We start from the raw sequence: 16,738 nt of genomic DNA on the forward strand, positions 1-16,738 counted from the left end.
TTTTATGGGATCTTATATTAACATATTTATCCTGCAGTTGGCTAAAGAAATTACAGAAAAAGCGGATATAATGCTGCTAAACAGCGATCAATTCTTTACTTTTTCAAGCTTTCCATAAAATCGTGCAGTGCGTTGGATACCCACTTTTTCGGATGAAGAACGAGTTGAATTTCGAGTTGAAGCTCTGCATGTTCAAGGGGTAAGGCTTTCAGCTCCCCCCGCTCGATTTCTTCCATTACAGCCATTTGCGGCAGAATCGAAATACCCTCACCTGACTTAATACTTCTTTTGATCGCTTCCGGATTGCCAAGTTCCAGACCGATCCGATAAGGGATTGAATTTGCGCGAAGCACTCTTTCAAGCAGCTGCCTGTAATTACAGGTATCTTCAGGCATGATCCATTCCATATCCTTTAGATCATTCAATTCAATCTGCGTTTTGGCGATCAGCGGATGCTGCGGATGGACGATCAGCAAAAGCGGTTCTTGGCGAATGGTAATCCACTGCAAAGCCGGATCGCTCGAATCATCTGCGAGAATAAGTCCAATATCGGCTTCACCTTCCCTGACCTGATGCAAAATTAACCCCTCACGATTCGTATGCAGTCGTATGTTCAGATCCGGGTATTCCTTACGGGTGGCTTGCATATATGGAGGTAAAAAGTAAGAAGCGATAGAGTCCATCGTACCGATCGTTAAGGAGCCACCACCCTGCTTCGCCATTTTTTCCTTGGACTGCTCAAACAATTCCAACATCTGTCCGGCAAGCTTGAACAGCTCTTCCCCGGCAGAAGTCAGACGAATCTTGTTATTGCTATAGCGTTCAAACAGTTTGACTTGATATGCTTTTTCCAGCTTCTGAATTTGCGTAGTAACACTGGATTGTGCATAACCCAGCACCTCTGCAGCTCTGGTGAAGCTCTCGCGAATTGCGACTTCTCTAAACGTCTGAAGATAGATTAAATCCAACTTGCTCACCTCATCGAAAATATTGATGACAACTATCATTTGTTATAGGTAACTGTGATGCTGGTTCCTATGTTACATTAGTTTCAATATAACGGGAAGAGGTAGTTGATTATGATGAACGAACAACATGTTCAAGGAATTTATATACCGGTAATTGCCCCTTTTACGGATGACCACAAACTCGACATTGAATCGTATCGCAAATATGTTACCCATCTTGCCAAACACGACATTCAGGGATTGGTCGTAAACGGCACGACAGGAGAATCTCCGACTGTCTCCTGGGATGAAGTAAAGCAGATGGTGGAAGTAACGAAAGAGATTTTGATAAGTCTGAACAAAACCATTCCCCTCGTCGTGGGAACAGGAACCAATGATACCTATTCGACGGTTCATCGGACCGAAATGGCCGCTGAATTAGGAGCAGATGCTGCTCTGGTGGTCACTCCTTATTACAACAGACCGACGCAAGAAGGAATTCTTGAGCATTTTTCCAACGCGTCCCGGACAGGATTGCCGATTCTAGTCTATGAGATTCCGGCTCGAACCGGTAGTCGCATGACCTTGGATACAATGAGAAAAGTCATGGATCTGGATGGGGTTATTGGCCTGAAGGACAGCACTGGCGGTTTGGATCTGCTGCTGGCGCTAACCCAATATGAGACGAAGCCTGTACTTTGCGGCGAGGATGCGTATTTCCATGCGATGCTATGTCAAGGTGCCGCAGGCGGGATGGTGGCCTCTGCCAATATTCATACCCAAAGGTATGTGGACGTGTATCAACGCTTTGTATCTGGTGACGTGAATGCATCAAGAGACAGCTTTAAGCAACTGCAACCGCTGATTAGTGACGTGTTTGCAGAGCCTGCTCCAGCCTCGATCAAATGGTGGCTGGCTCAGCAACAGCTGATTGCTTCTGCAAAACTGCGTCTGCCGCTGACTGCCGCATCGGAAAAAGCAAAACAAAGGTTGTCGGATACACTCGCAGAGATGGTCATACCTTCTTAAACAAGCGCATATCTTGCTACGATTTATGTATATATCCAGTCTGATTTATTGAGACATCATGGAATGAAAATCAAAAAACAACCAGTATGGATAACATCTATACTGGTTGTTTTAATTTTAAACAGAGGTCTCCAGACGGAGAACGAGATATTGCCAATTCATCATTCATCAGGGAATGCTGATCATTACTTTGAATATTAAAAGTAATCCGAAAAGTAAGGCGCCTGCTGCTCAATAGCATCTTCTAACAAATCAAGCGTTTCTGGATCACATTTAATACGGCCAATCTTATGCAAATACTCAGGACGCTTATAACCTAACAACATGGTCGTCATGGTTTGGATACTTATGCTATCTTCACTACGTCGACTTTGACTCCGAATTACTCTTCCGCTTCCATTCGGTTCAATCTGTAGAGTAAATGTGCCTTGATTCCAAGACAGCAACGGATCTTGCAACGTAAACGTCCACTCTCTATCCATCGCTGCGGGTTTGAACGGATATTTTGAGATAAATTGCTCAATGTCCACGATCCGTGCCATAAAGTAAGGTGAAATGGTTTCCTTAATATCCGCATCTTCCAGCAAAAAGGCAAGCTGTTCATCGGTATGAATATTGCCTACCACTTTAGATATCATTGAAAAATGCGCACTAATGAAATTCCACAGTCCACTTCGTGCCTCTTCATGAATGAAGATCATATCTTTGACGTGGAACACTTCTTCTTCAATCCAATATAAAATGTAGCCCTCCGGTTGACCGTCTTCTCCATAATAGACAGCTGCAGTTAAATCATCTGAATCCCATCGCCAATACTCACTCCACGCCAGTTCTTTCCGCAGCATGGCTCCATGGGTTTGCATTGAAAAGCGTTCATAAGCCACCTTCACATCTTCGCTGTCGGGTTCTACACGTGCCACATCACCAGGAACAGGTTTGTTTTTGGGTAATTGGAAGTCTTGAACCTCAAACACGATTTTATCAGAAATGATCTCCCACCCTTTACGGCGATAATACGGTATGGAGTAAGGATACAAGTAAGAAATGGATTGTTGCTGTTCACGCATATTGGTGAGAGCTTGCAGCAGCAGTTTATTCATTAAGCCTTGACCCGAATATTCCGGAAAAGTCCCCACACCAGTGACGCCACCCATAGCGTATGTTTCGTTAAATATCCGAACTTCAAATGGATATATGGATACCTGAGAAATCAGTTTTTCTCCATCGAACCATCCAAGTACATCTGCTTGTTGTAAGACAGGTGATTTTTCATGGAGAATTTCGCTTTCTTTCCAGCCATGTTTGTGAAGATCATTATGAGTAACTTGAAATACATAGCGTAACAGTTGACTATATTGTTCTAAATGTGATAAGTCTACTTTTTTCATTTTTAAATTTTGCTTACGATGCATGCCAGTTATTCTCCCTTGGTTTTAAATTATATTATTTACCAATTGCTGCAGAATAATGCTGGCTCTGATCTAGATCAAGATAATTATTAAGATCTTGTTTTTACCTCTCTAAGTTTCCCTGTCGAATCTCTAAGGATAATATCCAGAAACTTATGTGCTGCATTATGTGAGAAGCTGAGCTTAAGATTCATATCAGACTCCAGTGTTGCTTTAGAGCTATATGCAAACATTTTTTTCTCGTAGTGCTCTAAAGCCGTTTTTAGATCGCTGTGATTAGCAAGAGATAAGCCTAACTCAGCTGCATCAAGCATGGCAATATTCGCTCCTTTTCCTGCAAATGGAGACATTAAATGCGCAGAATCTCCTATGAGAGTGACCCCGTCCTTATGCGTCCAGCTGTAGTCGATTGGCAACATATAGATTCTACGAGGCAACATCTCGCCATCAGAATAACGAATGTAATTTTTCAAGTCATCACTCCAATCGGATAATAATTGGAGCAGAGATTCTTTTGCCATTGTTGGTTGTTCAAATTTAATACCGCAATTATCCAGCCATTCTTTTTCAATCCTGAAAGCCAAATAAACTCGGATGCGGCCGTCACCATTAAGCTGAGCCATAATCGCTTTTTGATCTTGGAATGCAAACATACTCCCTTTCCCGTTGAATTCAGCTAAATCTGGGTGAATTTCATCAACATTTGATATCCCCATCTCAACCGCGCTTATTCCTGTGTAGATCGGCTGCACATCCGAGAGAAACTCGCGAACTCTTGAAAAGGCACCGTCAGCACCAACAACAAGATCTACAAGTTCTGTATGCTCATTCTCAAAATGCAACTCAAGCTGACCGTTGTCTAGTGAATTTATACTTTTTAGATGATGGCCCCATTTTATTGTGTTTGGTTCAATAGAATCCAATAACAATTTGCGAAGTACGCCACGATCTATCTCAGGTCTATGGTTATCTTCGGGACCTGATATTTCGTCCCAATAGACTTTTCCGGTTTTATCCAGAAGCCTTAAGTCTTGGCCTTCATAACGAGCATTCACTTCGAATTCTTTTATCAGTCCAGCTACCTCCAATGCATATTGACCTGACTCAGGATGCATATCAAGTGTGCCGCCTTGTTGACGAGAGTTGGAGGATGGTTCACGCTCATATACAGTAGCTTTCATTCCATTTTGCTGCAGAATTCGAGCAAGCGTTAATCCAGAAGGACCTCCACCAATGATAGCAATACGGGCATTTTTATTTGACATAAGAAAATCTCCCTTCAATCATATTAATAGTTAAGATAAATAAAATGCCGTCAAACGTATTATTATTTACCTGTAAACAATAATAATTGATAAAGATTATCATTGTCAAATGTTAACGTGATAATGTCTATATCTTAGAATACTAACGTTTGTTTTAAAAATCATGCTAGAATTAAGCGAAACGAACCATTTTGTCTATTCATTTGACCTGAAGCTGATAAATTATCGCTTTGGTTCCTTTATCCAATTTAAATGCTACTCATGTGCTCATAAAATATTTCATATTATAATCTGTTTTATTGTAAACTAGTTAACTAAATTACATGAACAAAAATGCTATTCACAATCCGTTTAAACACATTATGTCTTCTGCTTATAAAAAATCCAGACATGTGTTGATCTTCTCATTTGGGACAAGATTTCGTACCAACAAAACAAAAAAAAGCCGCTAAAATAGCGACTTTCAATGGGTCCATCTTATTGCCTCGCACCAAGTAATTAATTTTTTAAGTCCAATGTAAATCCTTCCATTTCTTCTTCCGCTTCATGCATCAGGTCCAGCAACTGATCTGCGTACTCTCCAAGAGACTTCCGACTTGCCTCAAAATCAATCCACTGAATGGTAAGTGGCATAGGAAGAAATCCAGTTAGGCAATCCCATAATGCGTCCAAATTCCGCCCATACGTTTGACCTAACTCAAGACTGGTCTGAAGGACATCATGTAACTCTTCTTTTCCATGAATGTCCTTTCCATTGATGACTACTGTCTTCATATGATCACCCTTTCTCTATTCGATTTGCTCGAACGTACGATAATGATCGGTTGTTTTATAGATTAATCCATCATTGGAGTATAAAATCCGATCACTGCCCCGCGTTCCTCCCGAATAGTTAATATCTGCTTCGTACCAAGTCCTTCCTTTTTTCTTGGGCAACAGCCCTTCTCGATTTTGAAATACGTCACCGCCAATGCTTTTGCCTGGAGCCACTTTTTCCAAATTACCTTTGCTAGGCTCCCATCCTAATTCTCTAGCTTCTTTCTTGGTTATATAATTTTCCGGGAGTTCATTATGCTCCGAAATATACTTGGCTACTTCATCAAATGGCGTTAGAGTTGCATTCTCTTGAGATGAGCCATTTAATGAAACCGTTTCGAGTGAGCAGCCTGTAAACAGGATGGTCGCCAGAATAAAAAGTAAACCACCTAACCACTTTTTTACAACCATTGATTTTGATCTCCTTCTGAAAAATTAGCATCCTCCCTATCATAACATGTTCCTTTCGTATACTCCTCTTTATATTCGTTTCTCGCGGCTTTCAGCCATCCCAACAGAAAAAGGCTGGAGTAGGGATATCCCCGCTCCAACCTTTATTATGCTTGCCTGCTTACGGCTCAATTCCCCAAACCAGTTGACCGTTGATATAGCCGGTAACCTGTTCATGGTTTGCGAACTGAGTACTCGATGCCTTAAACGAGTAATCGTTAGCCTGGTTGTAATTGGACCAGTTATTTTTGGAGAAACGTGCTTGAATTTCTGCGCTTTGTCCGGCATTAAGCGTTCCGGCAGAACTCGTAAAACCAACTTCCAAAACATAATCCGCTCCGGCAACTGGCGTTGCCAATTTAACGAATTTGCTGGTTACATTTGCACTTCCGATACTGGCCCAGTCAGACCAAAAACTCTGTGCTTCTTCCCCGTCGATCGTATAGTAATACCGGAGCTTTACATCACTTAACTGAATCGCCGAATTACCGGTATTGACCACTTTGAATTTAGGTGAGATTCCGTTGGTGGACGCGCTTGTATTACCGTTAAAGGCTTGGATCGTCAAATTCCCAGAGGGTACAGAAATACTGCTATCCACTACGTTTACTGTAAGAACAGCGTTATTTCCTCCGTTAAAATGAAACGTTATCGTATTTTGGCTTAGCGGCAGCGTGGAAAGGTAGGATTTGCGCAGAACGATGGCATTGCTTAATGCCGTATAATCCTGGCCCGATACAAGCGTATAATTCCCATTCGTTATGCTTGTAAGCTGTCTTCCGTTTAAGGTAAGAGTCAAGGAAACATCCTGTGCTAGATTCGCTGCTTTATCAAATGTTGCATTCACGGGCGAAATTACAGCGCTTGTGCTTGGTGTTGAATCAACAATTTTAACTTTTAATACAGGATCTTGCCCTTGATTAAAATCAAAAACGATGGAATGTTCGCCAACCGGCAGTCCGGCTAAGAATTCTTTTTTCAGCAGTAACGTACTTCCGCTTAACGTATAATCCTGATTAGCAGTCAATGCAGAGGTACCTATCCGTAGACCGGTTAACGTATTACCGTTAAAGTTCACGGTTATGGCCTTGTCGCTTGGATTGGGCGTATGTTTGTCAAATTCAACGGTTGTAGGTGTGAGGGACGCGTTTGATGTTGGATTGTTAACCTTCAAATTAGGCAGTTCATTCAGCGTAATGACATAATCGCTTTGATAAAGCGTTTTCAGAGTTGCCGGATAATTAAAGGCTGAACTCATGAGATGCTCGCCGTACCATGGGCAGAAGTAGAGCCATCCTGATTTTTCCTCTGTCAGATTTTGTACACTTGGGACGGTATCATTCTCCGTCATGGCCACCATTTTCTTGCCGCCCGTTAAATCAACCAGTTGATAGAAGATCGAGGTAATGGCATCCTCATTCGGTACGCCGGACAACCCGTCAGTGCGGTTGTAGATCGTATTGTATTTATCATAGCCGACAATATCTACCCGATCGTCACCAGGGTACCATGCAGGAGAAGTGTTATATACGTAGCTGTTGTAAGTCCAAATCAAGTTGTGCAAACCGTAGGTCTCTGTAAGTTCAGTGTAGAGCATATCCCACAGTTGTTTGTACACATCTGCACCTGCGGAAGCCCACCAGAACCATGCGCCTTCTCCATTTAACCCACCGTTGCCCTCCGCCTCATGATAAGGACGGAAAAGAACGGGCACATTGTTATCTTGCAGAATCAACAGTTGTTCCGCCAGATCATCAATCGTACTCATTACGTATTGATATTCTTTCGTACCAGGAATTACGGCGTTGGCTGTATTAAAATTGGTTTCTGTTGGTTTATAAGTAGCCTCTTTCCAATCCACATGGTCACCAAGCTGGTAGGTCGTGAAATTTCGGGGTACATTAATATGCCAGGAAGCTGTCGCAATTCCATCCCGGTTATTCACCCAATCGATCATTCGATCGGTTGTGCCGTCTTCCCATCCGTAGAGCGGATTATAGTTCATAAAATCAAATCCGCGGATAGCCGGATACTTTCCGGTTAAATTATGAATCCAATCAAACTCCAACTCCGTATTGCCATCGTTTCCACCACCGTATATCTCCTGTTGACCTGAGATAATATGATTGCCATAAACCTCCGTTAAATAATTCATCAGAAGTTGTGTTTCCGGTGTGGCTTGAGAATCAGTAAGGACAGGCTGAACATCCAGGGGATCAAGATTGGCATAGTCCACAGTGAAGGTGTCGAAATAAGCGAAGCCCCAACCAGCCTTCAGTTGAATCGTGTTGCTTCCCTGATTCAGCTTCTGATAACCAAAATTGAAATCAGACCATGTTGTTGTGTATGGCAGCATATATGAGCCCTTGGTAACACCATTAACGGATAGATATTGAAGTCGGCCGTCGGCACTAAGCTCCTGCATGTATCGGGTAGAAATTGCATACATGCCTGTTTCGGGGACAGTCACAGTGAAGGTTATCGTGCCGGAATTCTGCATCCAGACAAATCCACTTCCAGAAAATCCGGGCTTGGGTTGTCCGTAAATTTCTGTCGTCACTTGAAGATCGGAGGAAAGTAAAGCGTTTTCGCTTTCGATCGTAAAAAGTGGGGAATCTGCATGAACGGGTACTGTCATCAATCCAAGAAGCAGAGTCAATGCCAGCATTAATACGCCTGTCTTTTTGAGCAAAATCATCATCATCATCTTCCTTCCCTTTTTAAAATATGATAAAGAATGATCCCTCTGTTTACTCATGATGGCGCTTTCATTGTAAACATAGCATATGTATCAAGTTTTGCAAATATATGGACGAAAAAAAGCCGCAATTTGCGGCTTTCAATATGTTCATCCATTCATTTTCGGAAAATTTAATCCTCTTATTGGGCGGTGTATCCACCATCCACGATTAGACTATTTCCTGTCATATAGGATGAATCGTCGCTAGCTAGGAACAGTACGGCTTTGGCCATTTCATCTGCTTGACCAAGCCGCTTCATTGGTGTTGCCGAAGAAAGAGCCTGTTTGCTCTCTTCTGGAATAATCGGTGTATCGATGAAGCCTGGGCAAAGTGCGTTCACCCGAATATTTTTCTCAGCATACTCCAGCGCGAGTGAACGAGTCAGATTCACAACGCCACCTTTTGCTGCATTGTAGGCTGCAGAACCAGGTGAACCAACCCATCCGTACATGGAAGCCGTGTTGACGATAGTCCCTCCGCCAATTTTGAGCATTTCTCGGATTGCTTCACGCGCGACCAAGAATACGCCGTCCAGATCTACATTCACCGTATTGCGCCATTCAGCATATTCAAGCTCATGCGAAGGATGAACACGCCCGATTCCTGCATTGTTAAATACGATATCCACTTTACCGAAAACCTCTACGGTTTTTTTGAAAATCTCAGCAACCTCTTGCTCACTCGTGATGTTCGCTTTAATAAACAGAGCGTCAGCTTTAAGCGCTTTCAGTTCTTGCTCAAACGCCTTACCTTTTTCTTCATTCAGGTCCACCAAGACCACTTTGGCTCCTTCTGAAACGAATAAGCGTGCTGTCGCTGCGCCGATTCCGGATGCCCCTCCCGTAATAATTGCCACTTTGTCTTGAAGTTTGCCCATGATTAAATCCTCCAGTATACTATTTTGAATAGCACCTATTTGCATATGTGCTATATGACGTTTACAAACATAATTGTATGCTTAAAATTGTAACAATCCAATCATTAAGATACGATGATATGTCTACTACATAGACACTTGGTAAAACAATGTCTATTTTTATAGGAGTTTTATGTATGAATGATGAACAAATTATGAAATCTCAACAGCGCAATCGAACAGAAGAGCATCTTAAAAGCGCTCTGATCCAACTCATTAAGAAAAAAGGCTATCATGCCATCTCTGTCAAAGACATCGTTGATCAGGCAGGTTATAATCGCAGTACTTTTTACTTACACTACCAAGATAAATTCGTGCTCGCCGAAGAATTGTTGAATACGAAGCTCGAAGGTTTGAGACTCGCCGTAGGCAAGCCATATTCGCATGGCCAAAAGGTCTACACCAACAAGCTTAATTTTGAATCTTTTCAAATCATCGATTATATCTATGAAAACCGAGACTTCTTCGAATTGATTCGATATGATGATACGTTACCTGGTCTGCATACAGGTTTTCCTCAGACTATCCTGAAAATCTATGAGGAGCAGTTTATCTTCGAGACGATCAACGATTCCCCCGTTAACATGGAGTATTTTAAGTACTATACGGCTTACGGTTTTTTTGGAATATTGAACAATTGGATATTAAGCGATTTTCGTGAATCACGTGATATGTTTATCAAGAACGTAATCGAACTATCAAAAACACATATTCATTCTTTTCATTATGTGGGGGACAATTAGTTAAATTGCATTTAGAGACAAAGAAGAGGAATCGTATCCTCCACTCTTTGTCTTTTTTTGTCTTTCCCCCTCTTTTTCTTATGGAATTTATTGAATGATTATTTCTCAATCTGCTTATCTATAAATTTGCCTCTTGAGTAAATTTGCACAATGAGCAAATTAAAGTTATGATAATTTCGAGTAAATACTAAGGAGTTGAGTGAATACCAAATGAAAACAATCTACTATCGAGAGAGTTATTTTCTCCAGAAGCATGCATGTGGAGGTGTACGCATCTGATGGCCAAGCAAACCCTGCGACATTTAAAAAAAGAAGCTACTGAAAAAGCGCTAGCGACTACAGCATTTGAACTAGCACTTGAACATGGGTTGGACGGTTTTGTTGTCGAAGATATCGTGCAAAAAGCCGGTTATTCCAGAAGAACTTTCGCAAACTATTTCACATGCAAGGAAGAAGCAGTAGCCATTGGAGCTACTTCAGTTAATAACACAACTGAGTTTGAGAATTTGATCACCAAAATTCCACCAAATGCCTCTTTGCTTGACATTTTGTATCAACTAATCCAGATGCAGCTTACAGCAGACCTTATAGGAAGATTGCGTGAACTTCTGTTACTTTCCCAAAAATATCCTGTTCTCGAACCGCATTTCCTTGGAGTAGTACACCAAATGCAGACGACTGCTCAAGAGACATTATTAGACTTATCAAACGGGAATGATGACGAGGTATATACTTATCTACTTATTAACGCGGCCTACGGAACCATTCTTCCATTAATTGACGGAAGACTTAATGTGCTGTTACCAGGACAAAACATAAGTGACCACCAAAGAACTGGGGCTGTATCGTTCGATGAGTTTTTAGAAAACATGTTTGGTCACTTGCGCAAAGGATTCTAATACAGTAGCAATCCATATTCACCATAGAGGGAGTGTAAAACAAAGATATGTCTACATTATTATATAGAGTGGGGAAAACCGCTTTTCGCAAACCGGGGTACTTTATACTCGGATGGATTTTAATTTTAGGAATTGTCGTCTCGATGATCAGTGTGAATGGTGTGCATATCAGTTCTGAAATGAAGATTGAAGGCACAGAATCTCAAAAAGTTCTGGACCAGTTAGCCAAAGAATTACCTGCGGCCTCAGGCGGTCAAGGGAGTGTTGTGTTTGAAGCACCTCCAAACGAGCGTCTAGATACGCCAGAACGATTGGCAGCAATCACAAAGGGTGTTAATGATGTTTACGGGATAAAAGATGTGATTAACCCTGCAGATTATGCTGCTGAAGCCAGCGGCTCAACTGCTGAGATGGCTCAGGCTTCTAATACAGAGCAGTCTGCAACAGTGGCTACTCCCTCCTATGGTCCTCTGATGGTGGATGGTGTTCCTGTGCCGGGTGTTCTTCTCTCTCCCGACGGCAGAATCGCTTTGTTCCAATTTCAGTTTACCATTGAGCAGTCTGCTATCACGCAGGATGTTTTTGACTCCGTAATAGATTCCGTCATGACTGTTGAGAAAGGAACCAATATTACTGTCCTCCCAGGCGAAACACTAAAAACCGTATCCATCGGTGTAGGATCCGCCGAAATCGTTGGACTTGTTATTGCCGCGGTTGTTTTGCTGGCCACACTTGGGTCCGTTGTAGCGGCAGGACTGCCTCTTGTAACTGCACTTCTTGGTGTCGGCATCGGAGTGGGCGGAGCATTCTCCATTTCCAAATTCATTGAAATGCCTAGTGTCACTTCGGTTTTGGCTCTTATGGTTGGACTAGCAGTTGGAATCGATTACGCTCTATTCATTGTAAATCGTCAACGCCGGATGATTATCGATCAACGTTTGAGTGCACAAGAAGCTGCTGCCAGAGCAATTGGTACATCGGGCAGTGCTGTATTTTTTGCAGGTTTGACGGTTATCGTAGCTCTATGCGGTATGCTAGTAATCGGTCTTACGTTCTTATCGACAATGGCGTTGGTAGCTGCTGCAACCGTGCTCATCAACGTATTCGTTGCCTTAACCCTTTTACCGGCGCTGCTCGGGTTGGTGGGTGAGCGTATCTGTTCGCCTAAAGCTCGTGAGAAAAGCGCAAAATCTAACAAAGCGGCTGGTCGTGGCGTAGCTGACAGATGGGTTAAATTCGTTATCAAGTATCGTTGGGCCACAATTGTCGCCATCATCGTACTTCTTGGTGTCGCATCAATTCCGATTACAAAAATGGAGATGGGCATTCCTGGAGCTGCTTCAGCGAATCTGGACACGGCTGCAAGACAAAGTTATGAAGCAATTTCTGAAGGCTTTGGAGAAGGCTTTAACGGACCACTTATTCTGGTCGCTGAGCCCAAGGATTCTTCAACGCAGGTCTCTCCAGAACTCGTAGGTAATCTTGTGAAAGAGCTTCAAAGTCAAAAGAATGTTGCGCAGGTTTCACCTTTAGGCATGACTGAGGATATGGCTATTTTTAGTCTGATTCCTGAAACTGGCCCTAATGATAAAACCACCAAAAACCTGGTAAATGATTTACGTTCTTCTGAGTCGAGTATTGCACAGACGTATGACGTTAAACTTGGAGTTACCGGATTCACTGCCGTAAATATCGATATGTCGACTAAGCTGGCAGAGGTATTCCCTGTATATGTAGGAATTATTATTCTGTTGTCCCTTATCATTCTACTCTTGGTATTTCGTTCAATCATCGTGCCAATCAAAGCAACCATCGGCTTTCTTCTTAGTATTCTTGCTACGTTCGGAATCACGACAGCTGTGTTTCAGTGGGGCTGGCTCCACTCTCTCTTCGGCTTCGATACAGGTGGTCCGCTGCTAAGCTTTATGCCGATCATTGTTACGGGTATCCTTTATGGACTCGCAATGGATTATCAGGTTTTCCTTGTCAGCTCCATGCGGGAATCGTATGTTCATGGTCATCGGGGGACTGAATCCGTCGTTCACGGGTACAAACAAGTGAGTCGTGTCGTAGTTGGAGCCGCTGTAATTATGGTTTCTGTTTTTGCAGGGTTTATTTTCACGGATGATGTCATGATCAAACAAATTGGATTTACGTTAGCTGTAGGAATCTTGATCGATGCCTTCATTATTCGAATGGGATTGGTCCCGGCCATCATGGCTATTTTCGGGAATAAAGCGTGGGCGCTTCCGAAATGGCTGGACCGTATTCTGCCAAACCTTGATGTCGAAGGCGAGAAACTGATTGCTTCACTCAATGCTAAAGATAACGAACATCACAAGTCTTGATGCGGCAAATTATTTAGATTTGAATTCCTTTGGATGAAAAATAAGAAACAGCGACCACGTTCTGGTTACTGTTTCTTATTTTTTTTCATATTAATTTAGCTTAATGGATCTGGAGTTCCGCCACCAACATGATGGAAGCTTAGTTCCTGAAGTACTGCCTCTTGGTCACTTTCGGTGATTTCAACAATAACACCCCGAATTTTGATCGCAGGGATACGAATAATTGCCTTATGACCTATATGCTGCCCTTCATAAATGGTCACAGGTCGTCTTGACTTTTGAGTAATGATGTCAATCTTGAAGCTTCGTATATTTTCACCAGATGTAAGATCCTCTTGGATGATAACGTGGTCGATTAACTGGGGCACCTCTGTCTCGTAAACCCACGATTTTTCAGATCTTCTGCATTGCTCAATTGTTGCAAATGGACGTTCGAAACGGCGAATTTCCGAACCGAATTCCAACAGTCTCTCTACATCTTTCTCCGGAAGCAGACCGTTGCGATTCGGTCCAATATTCAGGAGCAGGTTTGCACCCCGGCCAACGGAATGATAATAAATGCCCATAAGTTCTTCCGTACTTTTCAGGGTAAGTTCATTGCTATCGCTATAAAACCAATCTCCCCTTATTTGGACGTCACATTCCGCTGGCAGCCATAGGTGTTCAAGCAATTGCTCTTTCTTTTCCGTCATAATTGAAAACTCCGTTGAGTCAACTTCATTCCAGCATGGAATAGGTGCAATACCATCCTCATTCCCAACCCACCGAAAGTCGGGGTCACCCATATTAAAAATTAAAATATGAGGCTGCAAGCGGCGAATTTCATCAATAATACGTTTCCAATCATATGAATGTGCCTCAGAGCCACAACCGTCAAACCACAGAATATCGATGTCGCCATATTGCGTGAGCAACTCTGTGATTTGATTGACGAAATAATCGTCGTAGGCCTTCGCATCTTGGGTGTAAAAGTCAGCTGAACCATCATACGGTGAATAGTACAAGCCTGGTTTCATATCATATTTTCGGCAAGCATCAACAAATTCGCGTATGACATCCCCTTGCCCACCCTTCCACTGAGAAGCCGCCACACTAAATCGACTGTAGTCGGAAGGCCAATTGGAAAAGCCGTCATGGTGCTTCGCAGTTAACACAGCATAGTTCATTCCGGCTTCTTTGGCCGACCGGATCCACTGCTCACAGTCTAAGTCAACAGGATTGAAAGCAGCCGGATCCATCTGCCTTTCATCGAAATCGACATATCCTTCATAAAAGGTGCGAAGTCCGAAATGAAGAAACAATCCAAATTCCCATTTTTGAAAAGCAAGTTGTTTGGCTGATGGCGTTAATTTTTGAACAAAATTCATATGATCACACCTTTCTCACCCCATTGTTTAATACAGCTGTTCATTCTGTTTGTCCGTTCTCAATCTCATATAGTCGATCGTAGTCCTCGATATTAAAACTGTATAATTGCATGGCCGTTTTGCCAGAGGAGGGTGCAAGCTCTCTCGGATGATTGAATCGAAATACTCGCTGGAGAATCTTTTCAACCTGCTCTTCCTGTCCATTCTGCTTTGCTATCTGCATATATTCATAATCATGGATGCCTCGCTGCAGCCACTTATAACGCAGTGAAAGCAGCGGTTTGCCCCTTTTTCCCGGGTAAACGAAATTGGTATCCCCAGCCTTCCAAATCATAGGACGATAGGAAAGCCTCTCCAGAGGTTTGTCGGGCCACACGGTATAATTCCACCGTAGAAAGCCATCCAATTTCAGCTTTTCTGCGAGCCAAGGGATCACCCGAGACTCAATTGACGGCGAACTGAGGAACGTGTTGGGTTTCTCTGGCGAGCAGCAAACGTAAAACGTAAATGTCCCCTTCACGTCCTTTCTTAATTGCTCTAGCTGTTCAAATTCCTCTGCAGCACAGTCAAGGACAGGCACATAATCAACGATTCCTTTAATATGTTTACGAATAAATTCGGTATGATTGATTGCTGCTTTATAGCGGAATGATGGCGCCATCTCGCGTAAGCATGCTAAACTTTCCTCAAATAAGCAGATATCAGCCGGTTCATCCGCAACAACACGAACGCGGTCAATCCACTTTTTCGAGATAAAATGCTGCTCTAATGCCACTACATAAGCGCTAAGATCTGATTTATTTCGGATAAACTTATAGCTCCCGGTTTCTTCATCATAATAGCGGACGCGAATGGCATCGGGGTAATCATCCACAACTCCCCCAAACCCTTCATCCTCATGCTTCCAAATATTGATCAAGCCGAATACTTCTATTTCTTTGCATATTCCGTGCTTCTCTCCTATCTCAACATACCGATCCAAGTGCGTAAAATCATAGTCAAATCGACCGTCGCTCCGTCTCACGATTTGAACGATACTGTATTCATTCAAGTCGGATGGCTCAGCATCGATAAATGATCGTTGTCCGCTCCATGGCTCCTCTGAAACAACAAGCGTCAACGCCTTTTGTCCGAGCTGAGACAAGCTGTGAAGATACGAATCAAGAAGCGTAAAATGTTCATCGGACCAATAGGAAACATCATATTTTCTTGCAATATTACAGTTATGCTGCCACAAGTCCAAAACGAAAGTATAATTTTGAGGCTCTGGCAGCACTTGTTCACTGATCGTTAAACGAAACGTCAGTTCTTTCTCCAAAACCTCATCCTCGAACATCGTATGCGTGTAGAATTTCAGCTTGCCTTCATATTGACCGCTTACAACGGAATCATCGGCATGAAGCTCCACCCACAAAGGTTGGATCTGACGCTTCCTAAGCCATTGGTAGGGTTCATCCAGCAGAACATCTGAAGTCATAACGCGATTATCGTCCTCTATCAACCCGATAAGCTGAAGATCGATCTTGCAGGGAGCATCCGTCTCCACCTCACAGCGCACGATTTTGATCGGCCCGCCCTTCCATAACAATGCATCCCGGTTAATCGTAACGAGCATATCCTCTTGATCTGAGCTGACCAATGCCTGGAAGGCGGCGCTGTCATTTTTACAGCAGCGAAGTTCCAAGTGTTTCACCTGCGTGTCTTCACGTCCCTGATTCCACCAATTGGACGACCACATATACTTATAGAACATGTTTTGCAAACCACAGTTCACTTTAAACTGCACCTCCGAGTCTAATCTGAAATCC

Annotated in this window: 13 protein-coding genes; 4 read left to right on the forward strand and 9 right to left on the reverse strand. The window is 42.8% G+C overall.

What is annotated here, in order from left to right:
* Positions 1-95 precede the first annotated feature (95 nt).
* Positions 96-968, reverse strand: a complete 873-nt coding sequence (locus PTQ21_RS23515; protein ID WP_063562717.1) for a LysR family transcriptional regulator — start codon at positions 966-968, stop codon at positions 96-98.
* A 111-nt stretch (positions 969-1,079) separates the two neighbouring features.
* On the opposite strand from PTQ21_RS23515, the gene dapA reads away from it, so the two are divergent.
* A complete protein-coding gene (dapA, locus tag PTQ21_RS23520) occupies positions 1,080-1,976 on the forward strand; it encodes a 4-hydroxy-tetrahydrodipicolinate synthase (protein WP_274567354.1) in 897 nt (298 codons plus the stop codon).
* A 197-nt stretch (positions 1,977-2,173) separates the two neighbouring features.
* Here the strand turns inward: dapA and PTQ21_RS23525 are convergent, their stop codons facing one another.
* From PTQ21_RS23525 to PTQ21_RS23550, 6 genes are all read right to left on the reverse strand, one after another.
* Complete coding sequence (locus PTQ21_RS23525) at positions 2,174-3,388, reverse strand: GNAT family N-acetyltransferase (RefSeq protein ID WP_274567355.1); 1,215 nt, start codon at positions 3,386-3,388, stop codon at positions 2,174-2,176.
* Between the two features lie 86 nt (positions 3,389-3,474).
* On the reverse strand, positions 3,475-4,650 hold the full coding sequence (locus PTQ21_RS23530) for an FAD-dependent oxidoreductase (RefSeq protein WP_274567356.1): 1,176 nt from the start codon (positions 4,648-4,650) through the stop codon (positions 3,475-3,477).
* 498 nt (positions 4,651-5,148) lie between these two features.
* Positions 5,149-5,424, reverse strand: coding sequence for a barstar family protein (locus PTQ21_RS23535; protein WP_274567357.1), 276 nt, complete (start codon positions 5,422-5,424; stop codon positions 5,149-5,151).
* A 15-nt stretch (positions 5,425-5,439) separates the two neighbouring features.
* The gene (locus PTQ21_RS23540) at positions 5,440-5,877 is read right to left on the reverse strand and encodes a ribonuclease (protein ID WP_274567358.1); all 438 of its coding nucleotides are present in this window, start codon (positions 5,875-5,877) and stop codon (positions 5,440-5,442) included.
* A gap of 160 nt (positions 5,878-6,037) precedes the next feature.
* Entirely contained in the window at positions 6,038-8,617 is a 2,580-nt protein-coding gene (locus PTQ21_RS23545) for a glycosyl hydrolase (RefSeq protein WP_274570558.1), read from the reverse strand.
* Positions 8,618-8,796: 179 nt separating this feature from the next.
* Positions 8,797-9,534: an SDR family NAD(P)-dependent oxidoreductase gene (locus PTQ21_RS23550; protein ID WP_063562730.1), complete on the reverse strand. Its 738-nt coding sequence runs from the start codon at positions 9,532-9,534 to the stop codon at positions 8,797-8,799.
* Between the two features lie 176 nt (positions 9,535-9,710).
* Between PTQ21_RS23550 and PTQ21_RS23555 the strand changes: the two genes are divergently transcribed.
* The 3 genes from PTQ21_RS23555 (at position 9,711) to PTQ21_RS23565 (ending at position 13,563) form a co-directional block, all read left to right on the forward strand.
* Positions 9,711-10,316, forward strand: a complete 606-nt coding sequence (locus PTQ21_RS23555; protein WP_063562731.1) for a TetR/AcrR family transcriptional regulator — start codon at positions 9,711-9,713, stop codon at positions 10,314-10,316.
* A gap of 278 nt (positions 10,317-10,594) precedes the next feature.
* Positions 10,595-11,215, forward strand: a complete 621-nt coding sequence (locus PTQ21_RS23560) for a TetR/AcrR family transcriptional regulator (RefSeq protein WP_063562732.1) — start codon at positions 10,595-10,597, stop codon at positions 11,213-11,215.
* A 143-nt stretch (positions 11,216-11,358) separates the two neighbouring features.
* Positions 11,359-13,563: an MMPL family transporter gene (locus PTQ21_RS23565; protein ID WP_274567359.1), complete on the forward strand. Its 2,205-nt coding sequence runs from the start codon at positions 11,359-11,361 to the stop codon at positions 13,561-13,563.
* A gap of 95 nt (positions 13,564-13,658) precedes the next feature.
* Here PTQ21_RS23565 and PTQ21_RS23570 read toward each other — a convergent pair whose 3' ends face one another.
* Together PTQ21_RS23570 and PTQ21_RS23575 are read right to left on the reverse strand one after the other, a co-directional pair.
* Entirely contained in the window at positions 13,659-14,930 is a 1,272-nt protein-coding gene (locus PTQ21_RS23570) for an alpha-L-fucosidase (protein ID WP_274567360.1), read from the reverse strand.
* A gap of 40 nt (positions 14,931-14,970) precedes the next feature.
* Positions 14,971-16,683 carry a DUF4091 domain-containing protein gene (locus PTQ21_RS23575; RefSeq protein WP_274567361.1) on the reverse strand — a complete coding sequence of 571 codons (1,713 nt, stop codon included), beginning with the start codon at positions 16,681-16,683 and terminating at the stop codon, positions 14,971-14,973.
* Positions 16,684-16,738: the final 55 nt, after the last annotated feature.

This window comes from Paenibacillus marchantiae, assembly GCF_028771845.1.
GTDB classification, from domain to species: Bacteria; Bacillota; Bacilli; order Paenibacillales; family Paenibacillaceae; genus Paenibacillus; species Paenibacillus marchantiae.